This is a genomic window from Mesorhizobium kowhaii, from assembly GCF_042431665.1.
GTDB lineage: Bacteria > Pseudomonadota > Alphaproteobacteria > Rhizobiales > Rhizobiaceae > Mesorhizobium > Mesorhizobium kowhaii.
Genome location: NZ_JBHLYT010000053.1, coordinates 824,250 through 842,557 on the forward strand (window position 1 = coordinate 824,250; position 18,308 = coordinate 842,557).

General features: G+C 62.2%; 16 protein-coding genes and 1 pseudogene. 6 read left to right on the top strand and 11 right to left on the bottom strand.

Features of this window, described 5'->3' with window-relative positions; all coding sequences use genetic code 11:
• Window positions 1–70: 70 nt before the first annotated feature.
• The 4 genes from ACFFNA_RS31200 to ACFFNA_RS31215 all read right to left on the bottom strand — a co-directional run bounded on the left by ACFFNA_RS31200 (window position 71) and on the right by ACFFNA_RS31215 (window position 3,312).
• A complete protein-coding gene (locus ACFFNA_RS31200) occupies window positions 71–874 on the bottom strand; it encodes an ABC transporter ATP-binding protein (protein WP_027024762.1) in 804 nt (267 codons plus the stop codon).
• Window positions 875–887: 13 nt separating this feature from the next.
• Window positions 888–1,640 carry an ABC transporter permease gene (locus ACFFNA_RS31205; RefSeq protein WP_378923638.1) on the bottom strand — a complete coding sequence of 251 codons (753 nt, stop codon included), beginning with the start codon at window positions 1,638–1,640 and terminating at the stop codon, window positions 888–890.
• 193 nt (window positions 1,641–1,833) lie between these two features.
• Window positions 1,834–2,823 (bottom strand): ABC transporter substrate-binding protein, encoded by a 990-nt coding sequence (locus tag ACFFNA_RS31210; RefSeq protein ID WP_111547915.1) that lies wholly within the window; start codon window positions 2,821–2,823, stop codon window positions 1,834–1,836.
• Between the two features lie 108 nt (window positions 2,824–2,931).
• Window positions 2,932–3,312, bottom strand: coding sequence for a hypothetical protein (locus tag ACFFNA_RS31215; RefSeq protein WP_378923639.1), 381 nt, complete (start codon window positions 3,310–3,312; stop codon window positions 2,932–2,934).
• A 231-nt stretch (window positions 3,313–3,543) separates the two neighbouring features.
• On the opposite strand from ACFFNA_RS31215, the gene ACFFNA_RS31220 reads away from it, so the two are divergent.
• The gene (locus ACFFNA_RS31220; protein WP_378923640.1) at window positions 3,544–3,735 is read left to right on the top strand and encodes a hypothetical protein; all 192 of its coding nucleotides are present in this window, start codon (window positions 3,544–3,546) and stop codon (window positions 3,733–3,735) included.
• A 468-nt stretch (window positions 3,736–4,203) separates the two neighbouring features.
• On the opposite strand, the gene guaA is transcribed toward ACFFNA_RS31220, so the two are convergent.
• Both guaA and ACFFNA_RS31230 read right to left on the bottom strand, forming a co-directional pair.
• Entirely contained in the window at window positions 4,204–5,766 is a 1,563-nt protein-coding gene (gene guaA, locus ACFFNA_RS31225) for a glutamine-hydrolyzing GMP synthase (RefSeq protein WP_111547861.1), read from the bottom strand.
• Between the two features lie 56 nt (window positions 5,767–5,822).
• Window positions 5,823–6,326 (bottom strand): MarR family winged helix-turn-helix transcriptional regulator, encoded by a 504-nt coding sequence (locus ACFFNA_RS31230; RefSeq protein ID WP_378923641.1) that lies wholly within the window; start codon window positions 6,324–6,326, stop codon window positions 5,823–5,825.
• 85 nt (window positions 6,327–6,411) lie between these two features.
• Between ACFFNA_RS31230 and ACFFNA_RS31235 the strand changes: the two genes are divergently transcribed.
• Complete coding sequence (locus ACFFNA_RS31235; RefSeq protein WP_378923642.1) at window positions 6,412–6,729, top strand: hypothetical protein; 318 nt, start codon at window positions 6,412–6,414, stop codon at window positions 6,727–6,729.
• Window positions 6,730–6,742: 13 nt separating this feature from the next.
• On the opposite strand, the gene ACFFNA_RS31240 is transcribed toward ACFFNA_RS31235, so the two are convergent.
• From ACFFNA_RS31240 to ACFFNA_RS31250, 3 genes are all read right to left on the bottom strand, one after another.
• A complete protein-coding gene (locus tag ACFFNA_RS31240; RefSeq protein WP_378923643.1) occupies window positions 6,743–7,381 on the bottom strand; it encodes a 5'-methylthioadenosine/S-adenosylhomocysteine nucleosidase in 639 nt (212 codons plus the stop codon).
• A gap of 142 nt (window positions 7,382–7,523) precedes the next feature.
• A complete protein-coding gene (locus tag ACFFNA_RS31245) occupies window positions 7,524–7,982 on the bottom strand; it encodes a PaaI family thioesterase (protein ID WP_013530371.1) in 459 nt (152 codons plus the stop codon).
• A gap of 141 nt (window positions 7,983–8,123) precedes the next feature.
• Entirely contained in the window at window positions 8,124–9,413 is a 1,290-nt protein-coding gene (locus ACFFNA_RS31250; protein WP_378923644.1) for an RsmB/NOP family class I SAM-dependent RNA methyltransferase, read from the bottom strand.
• Window positions 9,414–9,732: 319 nt separating this feature from the next.
• Here ACFFNA_RS31250 and ACFFNA_RS31255 point away from each other — a divergent pair, with 319 nt between their 5' ends.
• The 4 genes and pseudogenes from ACFFNA_RS31255 to ACFFNA_RS31270 all read left to right on the top strand — a co-directional run.
• A complete protein-coding gene (locus ACFFNA_RS31255) occupies window positions 9,733–10,410 on the top strand; it encodes an MIP/aquaporin family protein (RefSeq protein WP_111547857.1) in 678 nt (225 codons plus the stop codon).
• A 304-nt stretch (window positions 10,411–10,714) separates the two neighbouring features.
• Window positions 10,715–11,809, top strand: a complete 1,095-nt coding sequence (locus ACFFNA_RS31260; RefSeq protein ID WP_378923645.1) for a branched-chain amino acid ABC transporter substrate-binding protein — start codon at window positions 10,715–10,717, stop codon at window positions 11,807–11,809.
• An 81-nt stretch (window positions 11,810–11,890) separates the two neighbouring features.
• Complete coding sequence (locus ACFFNA_RS31265; RefSeq protein WP_378923843.1) at window positions 11,891–14,362, top strand: adenylate/guanylate cyclase domain-containing protein; 2,472 nt, start codon at window positions 11,891–11,893, stop codon at window positions 14,360–14,362.
• Window positions 14,363–14,393: 31 nt separating this feature from the next.
• Window positions 14,394–15,123, top strand: a pseudogene (locus ACFFNA_RS31270) (FAD-dependent monooxygenase); the annotation flags it as partial.
• A gap of 105 nt (window positions 15,124–15,228) precedes the next feature.
• Here the strand turns inward: ACFFNA_RS31270 and ACFFNA_RS31275 are convergent.
• Window positions 15,229–16,332, bottom strand: a complete 1,104-nt coding sequence (locus tag ACFFNA_RS31275; protein ID WP_111547853.1) for a calcium:cation antiporter — start codon at window positions 16,330–16,332, stop codon at window positions 15,229–15,231.
• Window positions 16,333–16,523: 191 nt separating this feature from the next.
• Window positions 16,524–18,296 (bottom strand): AMP-binding protein, encoded by a 1,773-nt coding sequence (locus tag ACFFNA_RS31280; protein ID WP_378923646.1) that lies wholly within the window; start codon window positions 18,294–18,296, stop codon window positions 16,524–16,526.
• Between the last annotated feature and the right edge of the window lie 12 nt (window positions 18,297–18,308).

The following is an 18,308-nucleotide window of genomic DNA, read 5'->3' on the forward strand; positions in this document are numbered from 1 at the left end:
CGAAGACTGCCGGTCTTTGCTTCATGCATGTCGTCTTCCCAAAACCGAGGTCACTTTTGGGCGACATGCATTAGTGCTCTTCGTCTTCGTCGTTCTTCAAGAGATCGAGGATTTCCCGCTTCATGGCGATGAAGTTCGGCTCCATGACCAGATCCATGCTGCGTGGACGCGGGAGGCTGACGCGGATTTCCTTCTTGATCTGGCCGGGCCGGCCGGACATGACGAGCACCCGGTCCGCCAGCAGTATCGCCTCGTCAATGTCATGCGTGACGAACAGGACCGTTTTCTTGGAATGGTCCCAGATCCTCAGCAGAAGCTTCTGCATTGAGTGGCGGGTCTGGCTGTCGAGCGCTCCGAAGGGTTCGTCCATCAGCAGCACCTGCGGATCGTTCGCGAGCGCACGCGCAATCGCCACGCGCTGCTTCATGCCGCCCGACAGCTGCGAGGGATAATGGTTGGCGAATTTTGCCAGGCCGACCTCATGGAGAAAATGCTCGACGATGGCCCTGCGCTCGGCCGCCGACATGCCCTTGCGCTTCGGACCGTATTCGACGTTCTGCGCCACCGTCAGCCAGGGGAACAGCGTGTAGGCCTGAAACACCATGCCGCGATCCGGACCCGGCTCGGTAACCGGCTTGCCGCCGACCGAGATCATGCCGCCGGTGCGTTCCTCGAGGCCGGCGACGAGATAGAGCAGGCTCGACTTGCCGCAGCCGGATGGACCGACGATCACGCAGAACTCATTGGGCACGACATGGAAGGAGATGCCGTCCAGCGCCAGCACGGCGTTGTCGCCCTTGCCGTAGCGCAGGACCACATTGTCGATGGCGATGTCGGAGCTCTTCGGTTTCGTCGCGAGTGTCAGGGCGTCCATGTCAGCGAGCTCCTCAATTGGCCCAGGGAGCGACGAGGCGGCGGATGCCCCGGAACAATTGGTCGGTGCAAAGCCCAAGGATGCCGATCATGGCGATGGCCATGAAGATCACGTCGACCTGGAAACCGCGCATTGCCTTGAGCGAGATGTAGCCAAGTCCGCTGCGCGCGGCGACGAGTTCGGCAACGACGAGGTAGGTCCAGGCCCAGCCCATGGTGACGCGCAGCACGTCGAGCACGTTCGGAAGCGTGGCCGGAAAGACGATGTGGAAGACCGTGTCGCCGCGTTTCGTGCCGAGCGTATAGGCTGCGTTGACGAGGTCGCGCTGAACGCTGCGGGCGCTGTCGGCGATCATCACCAGCTGCTGGAAGAAGATGCCGAAGATGATGACGGCCACACGCTGCTCGATGCCGATGCCGATCCACAGGATGAACAGCGGCACGAAGGACGTCACCGGCAGATAGCGAATGAAATTGACGAGCGGATCGAGCGCGGCCTGGACGATGCGGTAGGTGCCCATCGTCAATCCGAGCGGTACCGCCACGATGCTCGAAATGACGAAACCGATCAGCACCACCTGGACGCTGGCCAGGACGTGCTCCCACAAGGACCCGTCAAGCGCCATGCTGATGGTGGTGGACAATACGGATTCGGGGCGCGGCAGGAACATTTCCTTGACCGCTCCGGAATAGGTCAAAGCGAACCAGCCACCGATGACCGCGCCCCAGACCAAGACGCTGAGCGTGATGGAGAGAGGGCGCGACACGGCCCGAAAAGGCGTGGTGACAGCTTTCCAGGCGGATCGACCGGGCTGATTTGTTTCCACGCTCGTGGTCACGATATGGCTGATGGGAGACGTTGCATTCGGTGCCAATGTCACAGGGGAACCCTTTGGGCGGCTAGGACCGCAGGCGCGAGGCTCGGCCTGCGGTCCAGCGAACTCACTTTACAAGGCCAGATCACTTCGTAAGGAAAGACGGATCGACCAGGTCGTCGTATTTGATGTCCATCTTGAGCTTGCCGAAGCCGCCCCAGACGTCGCCGCCCAGCTTGATCAGCTTGCCGGCTTCACCGCTCTCGCCGCCGGCGAAAAATTCGGCATTGCGCGCCTTGCCGTAGAAGTTCACGCCCGCGGCGGAGGAGGCGAAGTCCTTCGGATCCTTCAGCCAGCCGCCGACACCCTTGGCCATCACCTCGTAAGCCTTTTCGGGATTTTCCTTGATCAACTCGTTGGCCTTGTAGAGCCCCTTCACCAGCGCCTCGACATCGCCAGGGTTCTTCGTGATGTAGTCGCAATTCAGCGCCACCACATCGACGATCAGGCCCGGCGTCTTCGAGGAGTCGATCAGGACCTGTCCCTTGTTTGCCTTCTTGGCCAGCGTCAGATGCGGCTCCCAGGTGACGGCAACAGGAATGCGATCGGCCATGAAGGCGGCGGCAGCGTCATCGGCCGTCATGTTGGTGACCTTCACGTCAGCCTGGCTGAGACCGGCCTGCTTGAGCAGGATGTTGAACCAGAACTGGGACACCGAGCCTTCGTTCAGCCCAACCTCCATGCCCTTGAGATCGGCGACGCTCTTGAGCTGGCTGGGCGCCAGAACGCCGTCGCCGCCATGGCTGTCGTCCAGGGCATAGACCGATTTAAAGCAGACATCCTTGGAACGGTACTTCATGATTTCGTCTATGGTCGAGGCGCTGCCGTCGAGCTCGCCGGCGGCGACGGCCGCCATGTACATCGATGCTTCCTCGATGATTTCGAGCGAGACATCGAGGCCGCCTTCCTTGAAGTAGCCCATGTCACGCGCAAGGAAGAGCGGGCCGTATCCGACCCAGGTCGTCATGCCCAGCTTCAAGCTGCCGGCTTCGGCGTGGAGGCTCACCGAAAGGGCGCTCAGGGCAATGCCGGCCGCAAGCGCGGCGTGGCGAAACTTCGAGATTATTGTCGTCATCACGTTCCCCTGTCTTTTTCTGAGGTCAGGCGTATCCCAGCCCAAACGAAATCTGCTCCGGACGCATCGCCGAAGCATGTCGCCTGACGTTCTTTTCTTGTTTCTCTTTCAGCCGACGGTGGAGCAAAGCACGCTGGGTGCGCCGCACAAATTATGATTTTCAGTAGTTCGGCTTAGGCTAGACCTAACCAAGCCGGCGCTAGAACGCGTCCGCACCACCCACAACATTGGCGAGAAGGAGTTGACGATCCAGATGACCTGATCGTCGCTTTCGGAGAGGTCAACGACGATCTCGTCGCCAGTCTTTGCCACGGTGGCATGGATGGGTATGTTCTCGATGCCATGGCCGTCATCATCGAGAATTGATTGGCCTTTGTGGACACCAACGCTCCAGCCGACGATGCAGGGCCGCGCCTGCTCCGCAGAGGTTAGGGATGTCGTCCACTGGCTGCGAGACAACGTCCCATACTCGCCCACCAACGCGGTCACCGCCGTGCTCCGACCCGGGCGGACCCAATCACGGCCTGAAGATTCCCTTGAAGTCTTCCGTGCGGCGAACATTTGTTAGCGAATGGGCGCCCTGTCTCAATTCGCCCCGATCGTGGAGCTTTATCGGCGTGACGCAGATGCCCTCCAGCCAGATCTCGGTCATAGCCAGATTTTAGTACCCGGGTGCCGAGCCGCCGATATCGCTTTGATGAGCTCTGTTGAGAGTCCGGAATGCCGGTTCGCTCTCCCCACCGTGATCAAAGGGCAATCCACGAAATCGGCTATGCGCTGATCATGATCGCCGAAGGCATGGCTGAACTTGCGGACTTGTCGACGACCTCCGCAACTGACGACTTAAGTGATCCCAATGCCAGGCCAGCGAACAATGTTGCCGGCTACGCCTTGATCAGCGCACCGGGCTAACGCGCCAAGGCGGCAGCCAATCGGCCAGATTTCGCCGAGCTTGACCTGGCTCTCGCCGGACAGTTGTGACGGCTGCAGGTACAACGGGGTTGTCGCCTACCTTTTCTCCGTTGCCATTCTGTCTCGTCCGACGGGCCTCGCCGTTTCCGCTTTTTCCGTTCGTCATGAAATTCTCATTCGAATCCCGATATTACTTATGGTCGCGTTAAACGAGCGGCCGGGTGCTGCGAAGTCGACTGGGCACGTATCCGGCTCGTGCCTTTCTGACCCGCCGATTTGCACGCCTTGGTACGCCAGAGCTCTCTGCGAGGCTGAACGGGATTTACTTCCGAGGCAACGATGCATCAGATCAGCAAAACAGTCAGGAGGAGCACAGGAAGCGATGGGCGGCATCTAACGCGGAGTGAAAAAGGAGAGCGATAGGCAGAGCGAGAGGGTTGCAGTTTTTACGCTGCCGCTGTCAGTCCCTCACTCCCACTCGATTGTGCCGGGCGGCTTCGAGGTGACGTCGTAGACGACGCGGTTGATGCCGCGCACTTCGTTGATGATGCGGGTGGCGGCAGCGCCGAGGAACGCCATGTCGTAGTGGTAGAAATCCGCCGTCATGCCGTCGACCGAGGTGACGGCGCGCAATGCGCAGACGAATTCATAGGTGCGGCCGTCGCCCATGACGCCGACGGTCTGCACCGGCAGCAGCACGGCGAAGGCCTGCCAGATGGCGTCGTAGAGGCCGGCCTTGCGGATCTCGTCGAGATAGATGGCGTCGGCCTCGCGCAGGATCTCCAGCTTCTCGCGGGTGATGCCGCCCGGGCAGCGGATGGCGAGACCAGGACCCGGGAACGGATGCCGGCCGATGAAGCTTTCGGGCAGGCCGAGTTCCTTGCCGAGCGCCCTTACCTCGTCCTTGAACAGTTCGCGTAGCGGCTCGACGAGCTGCATGTTCATGCGCGCGGGCAGGCCACCGACATTGTGGTGCGACTTGATGGTGACCGACGGGCCGCCGGTGAAGGAGACGCTCTCGATGACGTCGGGATAGAGCGTGCCTTGCGCCAGGAAGTCGGCGCCGCCGAGCTTCTTCGCCTCCTCCTCGAACACCTCGATGAACAGCCGGCCGATGGTCTTGCGCTTCTTCTCGGGATCGGCCTCGCCTTCCAGCGCCGAGATGAACTTGTCCGCGGCATCGACCAGGATCAGCGGCAGATTGTAGTGCTGGCGGAACATCGCCACCACGCCGGCCGCTTCGTCCTTGCGCATCAGTCCGTGGTCGACGAGGATGCAGGTGAGCTGGTCGCCAACCGCTTCATGGATCAAGAGGGCCGCGACCGAGGAATCGACGCCGCCCGACAGCGCGCAAATGACCTTGCCCTTGCCGACCTGCTTGCGGATCGCCTCAACCGCATGTTCGCGGTAGGCGCGCATCGTCCAGTCGCCTTCGATGCCGGCGATGTTGTGGACGAAGTTGCGCAGCAGCCTTGCACCATCCGGGGTGTGCACCACCTCGGGGTGGAACATGATGCCGTACATCTTGCGCTCGATATTGCCGAAGATGGCGAAAGGCGAGCCTTCCGACTTGCCTAACACCTCGAAGCCCTTGGGCAAGGATATGACGCGGTCGCCATGGCTCATCCACACCTGGTGGCGCTGACCGGGCGCCCACAGGCCCTCGAACAGCGGACTGTCCTTCTCGATCTCGACGAAGGCGCGGCCGAATTCGCGATGGTCCGAGCTTTCGGCGACGCCGCCCATCTGCACGCACATGGCCATCTGGCCATAGCAGATGCCGAGCACCGGCACGCCGGCATCGAAGACGATCTGTGGCGCGCGCGGGCTGCCGATATCGCTGGTGGAGGCCGGGCCGCCGGAGAGGATCACGGCTTTCGGATTGATGCGCTTGAACGCCGCCTCGGCCGACTGGAACGGCACGATCTCGGAAAACACGCCGGCCTCGCGGATGCGGCGGGCGATGAGCTGCGTAAACTGGCTGCCGAAATCGACAATCAGGACGGTGTCGGGATGATTGGCTGTTTTCATGGCGAGCGTTTAGAGAAAGAAATGAGTCGACGCAATGGGTTGCGAGGCCTTGGCCGTCACTTCGATTCCACGACTTCGCCTTCAGCGCCAGCATCTTCATCCATCGCCGCAGCCTGTGCGGCCGCAAGCGCCCGCAAAGCGTCCATCAGCGCCGTCAACCGCTCCTCACCAATGCGACCGATATAGCGCCGCTCAATCTCCATCTTGACCCGGTCGCCGTCATGCAAGGCATCCAGCCCCTTGCGCGTGTAGCGCACCAGCTTGCCGCGGCCATCTTGCGGATCCGGCAGACGCTCGACGATGCCCTCCGCCTCGAGGCCGTCGAGCAGTTGCTGGATCGCCTGCTTGGAGATTGCCGAGCGTTCGATCAACGCCGACTGGCGCATGCCGTTCCTGGCGATGTGTCCAAGCAGTCCGGCGCGCGCTTCGGTGAACCAGCCGTGGCCGGCGGCCCGCATCGCGGCGGCGAACTCGGCCTGCCAGGCACGGCTTGCCTGCCATAGGCGCCAGCCAACGTGATCGGGCAGGGCTTCGATTTTTTCGTCAAGCTCCTTGACCATTTTATCCCAACTCCATATAGTCAAGGTACTTGACGATACTCATCCCGTCGAGGCTCTTTCGAACTCAAGCACGTGGACAGGGACCATGACAATTCTCGACAGGAACACGCTGGCCGTTATCATGATTGGCACCACGCATGTCATCGACATGGGCGGCAAGGATGCCTTCATACACTACGAAAACGAGAACCGGGCGCATATGCTCCTGCCGGATGGTACCCTTTTCCATGGGATTTGGACGCTGCTAGACGACGGCTACAAGGTCGAATGGAGAGATGGCCCCACCGGCTCGTGGAAACTCGATCATTCGCCGGGAGCCATCGACTATGTCGATGCGAACGGTGCCCTGCGCGGGCGGATTTCGCGCATCGATTTCGGCGATTCAGCGAGCTTGGCGGCTTGATGCTATTTGCAGGTCAAGCGCCCAGCAAGCCATCGCCGATCGCCTGTTCCAGCAGGCCGACCGCGCCCGCCAGCTTCTCGTCGATGACGTGCAGATATTCGGTCCAGTCGCCGACGTGCCGCAGATCCGCCGCCCCATCGGAAATGCCGCGCAGGCCGATTAGCGGGATGTCGAACAGCTGGCAGGCGCGCAGGCAGGCGAAGGTCTCCATGTCGACCATGTCGGCGGTGATCGCGTCATAGGCGGCGCCGGTGACGATCGCGCCACCGGTGGACAGCGTTGCCTCCCTTAAGTCGGGAATCCTGAACGGCAGCGGCACGGTCACCGGCAGGTCGAGAAACGGCGTCGCCCCCTTCTCGAAGCCGAGCGGCGAGGCGTCGATGTCGCGGTAGCAGACCGAGACGGCCTGGTAGATTTCCGTCTGCTCCAGCGTCCGGCTGCCGGCTGAGCCGAGCGACACAACGAGGTCCGGCAGGGCTTTTTGGGACTTCATCAAGGATAATTGGGCGCCAAGCCTGACGCCGGCCTCGACCGGCCCAACGCCGGTCATGAAAGGTGCGAACAATCGCTTCAGGTGCGGGCCGTATTCGGCCTCGGCAGCCATCACGAAGAGGACGTCCTTGCCTGAGAGGCGAGACACTTTGCTGGTCACGATGATTTACCCCTCCCTGCTCCGATTGTCTGCTTATCTGCGCCGCCGCTCGCCGGGACCCGCTGCCTGCGGCAGCTCCCGGCGTTCGTGGCCTTTCATCGTGCCACTGGCACGATGAATTCGCCTGCGGCGAACCCGCCACTCACCCCTCGATGCCATCGCGGCCGACCACCGTCATCATCGTGCCGGTCATGGTGGCGATCAGCTTGGCCTCGCCGTCGGCGGCGAAGGCATAGGCCTGGCCGTCGGCGACGATGATGGTGCGGCCGGGTTTTGTCACCGAGCCGCGGAACAGGAAGCGCTCGCCCCTGCCCGGCGCCAGCAGATTGACCTTGAACTCGATGGTCAGCACGCCAGAGTTTTCCGGCATCAGCGAGAAGGCGGCATAGCCGCAGGCCGAGTCCAGCGCCGTGGAAATGACGCCGGCATGCAGGAAACCATGCTGCTGGGTCAGTGCCGCCGAATAAGGCATCTCGATCTCGATGATGCCCGGCGTCACCAGCGTCAGTTCGGCGCCGATCGTGGCCATAGCCTTCTGGCGCGCGAAGGAGGTCCTGACGCGATCCTCATAGTCCGGGGCGGGTACGATCTTTGCTGCCATGGCCGCTGCCTTCCTTTATGCGGATAAGCTTATTGCAGAGGCATGGGCGACAGGCAAATGCTTTTGCTGCACTGCAACATTGAACTCATCTGCACGCGGGGAAACACGCATCCACCAAGGATTGGCGATATCCGGTGAGGTTCAGGCCGACCTTCGCATGGCACAGAAGTAAAATCCGTCAGTGCCGCTCAGCGCCGGCGACAGCGAGATGTCGCCTGCCGGACCGATCCGCGCGGCTGCCGCATGGCCGGGAAAACGACTGTCCCAGAGCGCCCGATGATCGACCGGGACAAAGCCGCTGTTGCGGTGCCGGAACGCCGCGACCTGCTCGCCATTCTCCTCGTCGAACACCGAGCAGGTGATGTAGACAAGCAGGCCGCCGGGTTTGACATAGGCTTTGGCCGCTTCGAGGATCGCCGACTGCTCACCCTTGCGGGCGTCGAGCTGTCTTTGCGTCAGCCGCCATTTGGCATCGGGACGACGCCGCCAGGTGCCGCTGCCGGTACAAGGCGCGTCGACCAGCACGATGTCCATGTGGTTGCCGAGCGGAGCGAGTTCGGCCGGCTTGGTGACGACCTGCACATTGCGGTTTTCCGAGCGGCGGATGCGGTCGAAGATCGGCGCCAGCCGCGCCTTTTCGGCGTCGTGAGCAAAGATCTGGCCGCGATTGCCCATCGCAGCCGACAGCGCCAGTGTCTTGCCGCCGGCGCCGGCGCAGAAGTCGAGCACCTGCATGCCGGCTTCGGCCCCGGCAAGGGCTGCCGCGACCTGCGAGCCTTCGTCCTGGACCTCGAACCAGCCTTTCTGGAAAGCCGGCTCAGCTTGCACGTTCGGATGCCTGCCGTCGCCATCGATCGGCGGGATGCGGATGCCTTGCGGCGCGATGGCGGCAGGTTTGGCGCCGGTTCCCGTCAGTTCGGCCAGCACCTTGTCACGGTTGGCCTGTAACGTGTTGACCCTGAGGTCGAGCGGCGGGCGCGTCGCCAGCGCCGCACCCTCATCGGCCCAGGTCGCGCCGAAGGTTTTCTCGAAAAGCGGCGCGCACCAATCCGGTACGTCGGCCCGTACTGCGTCCGGCGCATCGGCAAGCCGGCGTTCGGCAATTGCCTGAAGCTCGGTGGTCGTCAGCAGCGGTGGCGCGAATTTGTCACCATCGAGTGCCTCGTTGAGGGACTGCGCCGTCTGGCCCCATTCGAGCAGCAGCGCGCCGAAGCCGATGGCGCGCGGCGTGTCTTCGCCGAGCAGCCAGCCGGCGGAACGCTTGCGGCGCAAGGCATCATAGACGATGTTGCCGATCGCGGCGCGATCGCCGCCGCCGGCGAAGCGGTGCGACAGGCCCCAATCCCTCAGCGCGTCAGCAACCGGCCGGTGACGCCGTCCGATGTCTTCCAGCACTTCGATGGCCGCAGCCAGCCGTCCGCCCAGTCGCATTCTTCATTCCACCAAATCGAGCACATTTCTCCGGGCCTGCTCTTAGAGCCTTTCACGTCCGGAATGAACCCCCGCTTCCGTCCCGCGAGCCGACGCGATCTTGGCCAGCCTGCGAGCCTGCCCGACCAATGAAATGTCCCAAGGCTGCAGCACAGATCGATAATAGATGAAAGGTCTCTAATGTTCGCAACTGGCGCCTGCAAGCACGGCTCGTGGCGCAACCGCTCTGCTTCCCAAGGTTTTCGGTTGGGAATACTCTTGCCGTCATGATTCGCGGCGCAGAAAAGGCGGACCGGCGGATCGATACGAGGAGAGGGCAATGAAGACTTATCTGGCGGAAGTTCTAGGCACATTTTTATTGGTGTTCATCGGTACGGCTTCTGTGGTGACGGGCGGCTTCGGCGGTGCGCTGCCGCTTGGCCAGGAAGGCATCGGTCTGGCGTTCGGCATCGGCCTCATTGCGGCGGCCTATGCGATCGGCCCTATTTCGGGCGCGCATCTCAATCCGGCGGTGACGCTGGGTGTCTTCCTTGCCGGCCGGCTGCCGGCCAAGGATGTCATCCCCTACTGGATCGCGCAGATCATCGGCGCCATCCTCGCTTCGCTGGCGCTGTGGATCATCGTCTCCGGCCAGACCGGCGGACACACCGGCGGCTTCGGCGCCAATGGCTGGGACGTGGCGAAATGGGGCGTCAGCTCGGCGTTCCTGTGGGAACTGATCGGCACCTTCACCTTCGTCACCGTGATCCTCGGCGTCACCGCGGAAAAGCACTCGACGGCGTTCGCCGGCCTGGTCATCGGCCTGACGCTGGCAGGGTTGCACTTCGCCATCATCCCGGTGACCGGCACGTCGCTCAATCCGGCCCGGTCGATCGGCCCGGCGCTGTTTTCCGGCAGTGCGGCGATCGGCCAGCTCTGGCTGTTCATCGTCGCACCGTTGATCGGCGGCGCCATTGCCGGCATCGTCGCCAAGGCGCGCGTCTTCGAGAAGGACTGAGTTTTGGAAGCTTGAATGCGAAAAAGGCGCGGGCCGTGGCCCGCGCCTTTTGTGATTGGTGCAATAGACCCCATCAAGGTCTGCTAATGACCCAATCGCGACGCTCCCTCCGGTCGGTGGTAACGTCCGGATTTGGCGCGCGATTCCGACCTCAGCGAACGAAGTTGTGACAAGCCATTCCAGTGTATGATCGCTTCGCCAAATTGGGTGTGCGCTGCAAATAGCAGCCGAGATAGTCGCGCTTGCCGAAGGGGCTGTCGGCTCTGACGGGATTGGCGTAAGCTACAGTTAAGGGGGTGCACACATGCACCGCATCATCGCCATAGCGATCGTAGTTCTCGCGGCCGTGTTCAGTTCCGCGCGGGCTGAGGTGCTGATCGGGGTCTCGGCTGCGATGACAGGACGGCTTGCCTGGATCGGCGAGCAGGGACAGCGCGGCGCGGAGATGGCGGTGGCCGATGTCAACGCGGCGGGCGGCGTGCTCGGCCAGAAGGTGAGGCTCATCTCGGTCGACGATTTCTGCGATCCCGAGCAAGCGGTCGCGGCCGCCCAGAAGCTGGTGGCTGACGGGGTCGTGCTCGTCGTCGGGCATTATTGCTCCGGGGCCTCGATCCCCGCGTCAAAAGTGTACGAGGAGGCGGGCGTCGTTGAGATATCCCCAGGCTCGACCAATCCGCAGCTGACCGAACAGGGCCGTGCCAATGTCTTTCGCACCATTGGCCGCGACGACGTGCAAGGTTTCATCGCCGGCAACTACCTTGCCGATCGCTGGGGTAACAAAAAGATTGCGATCCTCCACGACAACTCGACCTATGGGAAGGGTCTCGCCGACGAGACCAGGAAGCAGCTGAACAAACGGGGCGTGACTGAAGCTGTTTACGACGCATACACGCCCGGGAAGGACGACTATTCAGCCGAGGTCGCTGCGTTGCAGACCGCCGGCGTCTCAGCCTTGTATGTGGGTGGGTATCATGCCGAGGTTGCGCTGATTGCTCGCGCTGCACACGACCGTGGCTACACGATTCAGCTCATATCCGGAGATGCTTTGGCGACCGAGGAATTTGCTCTGATCGCAGGCTCAGCGGCGGAGGGAACCCTGTTCACCTTCCCGGCGGACCCGCGGCGAAATGCCGGCGCGGCCGCGATCGTGGAGCAGTTCCGTGCGGAGAACTTCGAACCCGCTGGCTACACGCTGTTGAGCTACTGCGCGGTCCAGGTCTGGGCCCAGGCAGTCTCGAAGGCAGGTTCGCTGGAGCCGAAGGCCGTCATTGCGGCACTGCACGAACAGGAATTCGACACCGTCATCGGCCGGGTCGATTTCGACGACAAGGGCGACCTCACGAAGCAGAGCTGGGTTTGGTACGTCTGGCGCGGCGGAGAGTACGTGCCGGTTGAATAGGGTTCGCTGATCGCCGGCGTGCCGGCTGAGACGTCTAGTCTGATGCAGACCAGTGTGGCCGGACTGTTCCGACTCGCCGAGATGCTTGAACGCCTCGGCATACGCGGCCGGCTGTTGCTCGCCTTTTTCGGGATCAGCGCCCTTGCGGTGCTGGCAACCGCTGCGGCGCTTTATGCCTTCCTCCAGGTTGGCGACGTCGTCGACCGAATTACCACGGATCGAGTGCCGTCGGCGCTTGCCTCCCTCCAGCTGTCGCGCCAGGCCGAACGGGTCGCTGCTGCCGCGCCATCGGTGCTGGCAGCGACAAGCAGGGCTCAGCACAGCGAGGTCTCGGCTGCCGTCGCGCTCGAGATGTCCCGCCTCGAGGCCCTGCGCACGGACCTCCGGGATGCCACGTTGGGCACAGTGCCTTTGGCCGAGATCGAGGAAGCCGCGATTGTTCTGAGGCGCAACCTGAAGGAGCTCGACTCTCTTGTTGTCGCCCGGCTCGACGTGGTCGCCCACAAGGAAGAGCTCCTGAACCGCCTCGCCGCGACGACGACCGGAAGCCAGCGCCTTGTCGCCACCGGCATCCTAGTGATGGATTCCAGGCTCCCGCAATGGCGGGCGGTCGCGGCCGACACGTCGCTGTCGCCCGATCGACGCGCAGCGGCGATGGCCGACCTGGTCCAGGCGATTGCGGCCTACATCCCCCAGCAGAAGGCACAGCTGGAGATCTCGGCGGTTAACGACGCGCTGGTGAAGGTTGCGAACGCGCCGACGCCGGGCGACCTGGCGTTGATCCTTTTTCCACTGCGCCGTTCGCTCACTGCTCTTGAAAAGGTTTCCACGGAGATCGACGAAAAGCTGCGGACCCGCTTCCGGCAGCGTGTCGACGAATTCAAGGGTTTGACCGACGGCGAGGACAGCATCCCCAAGGCGCGGGAGGACGAGTTTGCTGTCCTGGCACAGGGCGAAAGGCTTCTGGCCGAGAACAATCGACTGTCGCGCAATCTCACCGCTGGCGTCGATCGCCTGGTCGCCACGGCAGACCAGGAGATCGCTGCGTCCGGTCGCGAAGCCGCGCTCGTCCAGCGCTACGGCACCGCGGTTGTGCTCGGCTCCGCCTTCCTCAGCCTCCTGAGTTCGGTTCTGGTTGTCTGGCTCTATGTCGACCGCAGCCTCCTCGCCCGACTGGGGGCCGTGAGCCAGGGCATGCTCGCGATTGCGGGGGGCAACCTTCGTGCGCCGCTGCCAGCCGCGGGCAGCGACGAAATCGGGCGCATGGCCGAAGCGCTGAGACTCTTCCGGGATACTGCTGTCGAGGTCGAGGAAAAGAACCTGCGCGACGTTGCGGAAGCTCGTCAGCGGCTCATCGATGCCATCGAAAGCATCTCCGAAGGATTCGCTCTGTACGACGGGGAGGACCGGCTCGTCCTCAGCAACAGCCGCTACCGCGAACTGCTCTACAGCGACCTTGCGATCGAACTGATCCCCGGCACGACATTCGAGCACATCATTCGCCGATCCGCTGAGCGCGGCTACATCAGGGACGCGGAGGGGCGGGTCGAGGAGTGGGTCGCCGAGCGCCTCTCGCGGCACCGCAACCCTGGCGAACCTTGGGTGCAGCGGCGAGGCGACGGGCGATGGGTCATGATCAGCGAGCGGCGGATCAGCGCCGGCGGCACGGTCGCCGTCTATTCGGACATCACTGAGCTGAAGCAAAGGGAGGAGAACCTCGCCGAGAAATCCGTGGTTCTGGAGGCGCTTTCCAGCAAGCTGGCGAAGTATCTGGCGCCCCAAGTGTATCGCTCGATATTCACCGGCCGCCAGGAGGTCAGGATCGCCAGCCAGCGGAAGAAACTGACAATATGCTTCTCCGATATCGCCGGCTTTACCGAGACCACTGACAAAATGGAATCCGAGGATCTCACCCAACTCCTCAATCACTATCTGACGGAAATGTCGAAAATTGCTTCGGACCACGGCGCGACGATCGACAAATATGTCGGCGACGCGATCCTGATGTTTTTCGGCGATCCCGAGACTCGCGGCGTCAAGGAGGACGCGCTGGCTTGCGCGCAGATGGCACTTGCAATGCAAAAGCGGATTAGCGAGCTTGCCGAAGTCTGGCGGGACATGGGGATCGAAATACCGCTGCGCTGTCGCATCGGCATCCATACCGACTACTGCACCGTCGGTAACTTCGGCAGCGAAGACCGGATGGACTACACGATAATCGGCGGCGCCGTGAATCTCGCCTCGCGCCTGGAGCAGGAGGCGCCGCCGGGGGCCATCCTCATTTCCTACGAGACGTTTGCGCAAGTGAAGGACTCAATCGACTGTGAGGAGCTGGGGCACGTCCAGGTCAAGGGGATCGCCTATCCCGTCGCCACCTACCGCGTCATCGATCTGAAGGCCAATCTAGCGGGCGCTTGTCGCGCCGTTCGAACCGAGCTGCCGCACTTCAGGCTGGAACTTGAACCGGAGCTGATGTCCGCCGACGAGCGTGGCGGTGCCGCCACTGCGCTTCGAGATGCGCTGGATCGGCTTTCCCACAAGCCCGGGCAGTAGGGTTTGGTCCACAACGACCCCTCCCAATGACGCCGGCATCCAGTTCTACCACGACAACATCGACACCTCGAAGTGGCAGTATCGCCCTGCCAGGTCCGGCAGGCACCAGCTTGGCGGTCGAGATGGAGCATCTCGAATCCGCCTTGGCCGCTCGCGCAGGCGCGATGGGCGTCGAGATCAGGCGCGGCCTCGGCCTAGAAGACTTCGACCAGTCGGACGAGGACGTGACCATTCGCGCTGGTGGCGAGACTTTCCGTGGACGCTGGCTCGTCGGATGTGATGGCGGCCGCAGCACGGTTCGCAAAGCTGGCGGCTTTGAGTTCGCCGGCACCGATCCCGAGTTCACCGGCTATTCCGTTGAAGTCGAGATGGCCGATCCGGATAAGCTCCGCCTGGGCCGCCACTACACGCCGACGGGCATGTATACATACTCACGACCCGGGACGATCGCGATGGTCGAGTTCGACGGGGGCGCTTTCCACAGAACCCAGCCAATCACGCTTGAGCATGTGCAGGAGGTATTGCGCCGCGTCTCAGGTGCCGACGTCACCGTGACGGCCCTCCAATCTGCCACGACCTGGACAGATCGCGCCTATCAGGCGACCGCTTACCGCAGGGGGCGGGTGCTGCTCGCCGGCGACGCCGCGCACATCCATTCTCCCTTGGGCGGCCAGGGGCTCAACCTCGGGCTTGGCGACGCGATGAACCTCGCTTGGAAGCTGGCTTCCACAATCCGTGGCGATTCGTCGTCGCGATTGATCTGCAACGGGCACGCGGCGGCCCAGGCTGATGAGCCCAATCCGCCCGTTGACGGAACCGGTGGCCGTCTCGTCCCTGCACCCGATTGCCAGCCTACGCCAAAGTTTTCATGGTACAAATATAAGAAATATATACGTAAAAAATACCACGATATGGACCATGCCAGTCAAGAATGTTGTTCTTTCGGTACTAAAGCTCACGTTGCATATGAAGAGTGCTAAAATCAAAAGTACTGTGTCAGTCGCTGGAAGCCCCAGGGTTAACCCTCTTCCCGTCAGCAGGCTGGCGGCTGCGACCGCCGGTATTGTCAAACCAATTGTAGCGCAAGCGGAACCCATCGCAACATTCAAGCCGCGTTGCAGCTCATTATTGAGTGAAGCGCGAACCGCCGAAATGGCCTCTGGCATCAAAACCAACCCGGCGATCAATGCCCCCACAATACTGTCAGCCTGAGTCACCTGGTAGGTAACGAGCGTATCTTCAACACTTGCGGCGACTTGCTCGGCGAGCATGACAATTCCAATCAGCCCGATCAACAGGAGCAAAGTGCTGGCAGAGACGCTTTCGTGAGGGGCAGTCCGCATCGAAACGTCGTGTTCTTGTCCTTGGACGAAATCGTCTCGGTGTCGGACAGTCTGCGCGAACACAAAACTTGCATAAAGCATCACTGAAAGTACGCTCACAAAGCCAAGTTGAGCTGCTGAAAATGTGCCAGGCCCCGTAGTTTGTGTGTAGGTTGGCAGAATAAGCGTCATGACGGTCAGTGCGATCAGAACCGCCAAATATGCGCTGGTCCCTTGTCGAACAATTGCCTGCTTGCGATGACGCCAGCCGCCAAGCGCGAGACACATGCCGACGACGCCAGTCGATGTAATCATCACCGTTGAAAAGACGGACTCACGTGCAAGCGTAGGGTTGTTCTCTCCATGCAGCATCATGGAAACGATGATCGACACTTCGATTGCCGTCACGGCAAAAGTCAGCACCAATGTGCCGTAGGGCTCTCCTACACGCCGAGCCACCGCCTCGGCATGGTCGAGCACCACGAAAATGGTGGTGAACATAATCGCGCTCGAAAGCGCTCCGACAAGGATCCTGACGCTCAGCGAACCTTCATCTACCGACAGCCCGCTTGCCCTGACTGCGACAGCCATCACCAAGGCGGCTAAGGGCATCGCATAAGAAGTCACCGATCGTCCGAAACCACTCATTCAAGCCCCTTATGCATTTCTGCGAAACTTGCGGAAAATCCGTGTGGAGCACCTTCGCCAATATCCGGCAGGCCCCAGCGGCCGGCGTTCGACTCCTCACAAACAACGTCACCCGCAGCTCCAAACGATGCCGCAGGATCCGCGATCCTTGGCTGCATTCAGTGCACCGACAAATCGAAGCGCTGCTCCCCTCACGCCGTCTTCTGCGTCACCAACCCCAACTCTTCCACCATCGCCTCGCGCATCAAGAACTTCTGCGGTTTGCCGGTCACTGTCATCGGCAATTCGGTGCGGAAGCGGATGTGGCGGGGGACCTTGTAGTGGGCGATCTGGCCGGCGCAGAAGGCCTTGATCTCCTGTTCGGTGGCGATCTGGCCTGGCTTGAGCACGATCCAGGCGCACAGCTCCTCGCCATATTTGGCGTCGGGGATGCCGAACACCTGCACCTCCCTGACCTTGGGATGGCGGTAGAGGAATTCCTCGACCTCGCGCGGATAGACGTTCTCGCCACCGCGGATGACCATGTCCTTGACCCGGCCGACAATGTTGCAATAGCCCTCGGCATCGATGGTGGCGAGGTCGCCGGTGTGCATCCAGCCGTCGGTGTCGATGGCCTCGCGGGTCTTGTCGTCGTCGTCCCAATAGCCCTTCATCACCGAATAGCCGCGTGTGCACAGTTCGCCCGGCGCGCCGACGGCGACGGTTGCGCCATCGGCATCGACCGCCTTGACCTCGACATGCGGGTGGATGCGTCCAACCGTCGAGACGCGCTTTTCCAGCGGGTCGTCAACGCCACTCTGGAACGACACTGGACTGGTCTCGGTCATGCCATAGGCGATGGTCACTTCTGACATATGCATCAGCGACACCACCTTCTTCATCACCTCGATCGGGCATGGCGAGCCGGCCATGATACCGGTGCGCAGGCTGGAGAGGTCGAAGGATGAGAAGTCCGGGTGATCGAGCAGCGCGACGAACATGGTCGGCACGCCATAAAGCCCGGTGCAGCGCTCACTCGCCACCGCTTTCAGCGTGGCGCCGGGATCGAACCCCTCGCCCGGAAAAACCATGGTCGCGCCTTTCGACACGCAGCCCATCGTGCCCATCGACATGCCGAAGCAATGGTAGAGCGGCACGGGGATGCACAGTCGGTCGTCGACGGCCAGCTTGATCGCCGAGGTGACGAAATTGCCGTTGTTGACGATGTTGTTGTGGGTCAGCGTCGCACCCTTGGGTGCTCCTGTCGTGCCTGACGTGAACTGGATGTTGATGGCGTCGCCGGGCTTCAGGCCCTCCGAGATGCGGTCGAGGCTGTCATGCTCGTCGCGCCCGGCCATGGCCAGCACATCGCCGAAATTGAACATGCCGGGCGAGTTGTCCTCGCCCATGCGGATGACGATCTTCAGCGTCGGCAGCTTTGTTGCCTTGAGCTTGCCGGGCGTAGCGGTGGCGATCTCCGGCGCCAGCGTCTCGATCATGCCGAGGTAATCGGAGGTCTTGAACTTGGCCGCCGTGACAAGCGCCTTGCACCCCACCTTGTTCAGCGCATAGTCGAGCTCGGTCAGCCGGTAGGCGGGGTTGATGTTGACCAGGATCAGGCCGATGCGGGCGGTGGCGAATTGCGTCACCAGCCATTCCCAGCGGTTGGGCGACCAGATGCCGACGCGATCGCCCTTTTCCAGGCCCAGCGCCAGGAAGCCGGCGGCCAGCGCATCGACCGTGTCCGACAGTTCGCTCCAGGTGAAGCGCTTGTCCTGGTCGACGAAGACCGCGGCATCGAGCGTGGCGTATTTGCTGGCGGTGTCGGAGAAAAGCGCGGGAATAGTCTTGTTGAGCAGCGGCACGCTGCGCTCGCCCGAGACATGAGCCTTGCCGTCGACGGGTGCTACGAAGACACCACCGTCGCGCGATCCACGCCCGCGCAAATTGCTGGCATTCTTCAGCTCGTCGAGATTGATCGGCATCGCTGTCTCCTC

Excerpts from the sequence above, each read along its gene's own strand:
- ACFFNA_RS31200 (WP_027024762.1), bottom strand. The coding sequence starts at position 874 with ATGGACGCCCTGACACTCGCGACGAAACCGAAGAGCTCCGACATCGCC.
- ACFFNA_RS31210 (WP_111547915.1), bottom strand. The coding sequence starts at position 2,823 with ATGACGACAATAATCTCGAAGTTTCGCCACGCCGCGCTTGCGGCCGGC.
- ACFFNA_RS31220 (WP_378923640.1), top strand. The coding sequence starts at position 3,544 with ATGCCGGTTCGCTCTCCCCACCGTGATCAAAGGGCAATCCACGAAATC.
- guaA (WP_111547861.1), bottom strand. The coding sequence starts at position 5,766 with ATGAAAACAGCCAATCATCCCGACACCGTCCTGATTGTCGATTTCGGC.
- ACFFNA_RS31230 (WP_378923641.1), bottom strand. The coding sequence starts at position 6,326 with ATGGTCAAGGAGCTTGACGAAAAAATCGAAGCCCTGCCCGATCACGTT.
- ACFFNA_RS31235 (WP_378923642.1), top strand. The coding sequence starts at position 6,412 with ATGACAATTCTCGACAGGAACACGCTGGCCGTTATCATGATTGGCACC.
- ACFFNA_RS31245 (WP_013530371.1), bottom strand. The coding sequence starts at position 7,982 with ATGGCAGCAAAGATCGTACCCGCCCCGGACTATGAGGATCGCGTCAGG.
- ACFFNA_RS31250 (WP_378923644.1), bottom strand. The coding sequence starts at position 9,413 with ATGCGACTGGGCGGACGGCTGGCTGCGGCCATCGAAGTGCTGGAAGAC.
- ACFFNA_RS31255 (WP_111547857.1), top strand. The coding sequence starts at position 9,733 with ATGAAGACTTATCTGGCGGAAGTTCTAGGCACATTTTTATTGGTGTTC.
- ACFFNA_RS31260 (WP_378923645.1), top strand. The coding sequence starts at position 10,715 with ATGCACCGCATCATCGCCATAGCGATCGTAGTTCTCGCGGCCGTGTTC.
- ACFFNA_RS31265 (WP_378923843.1), top strand. The coding sequence starts at position 11,891 with ATGCTTGAACGCCTCGGCATACGCGGCCGGCTGTTGCTCGCCTTTTTC.
- ACFFNA_RS31275 (WP_111547853.1), bottom strand. The coding sequence starts at position 16,332 with ATGAGTGGTTTCGGACGATCGGTGACTTCTTATGCGATGCCCTTAGCC.
- ACFFNA_RS31280 (WP_378923646.1), bottom strand. The coding sequence starts at position 18,296 with ATGCCGATCAATCTCGACGAGCTGAAGAATGCCAGCAATTTGCGCGGG.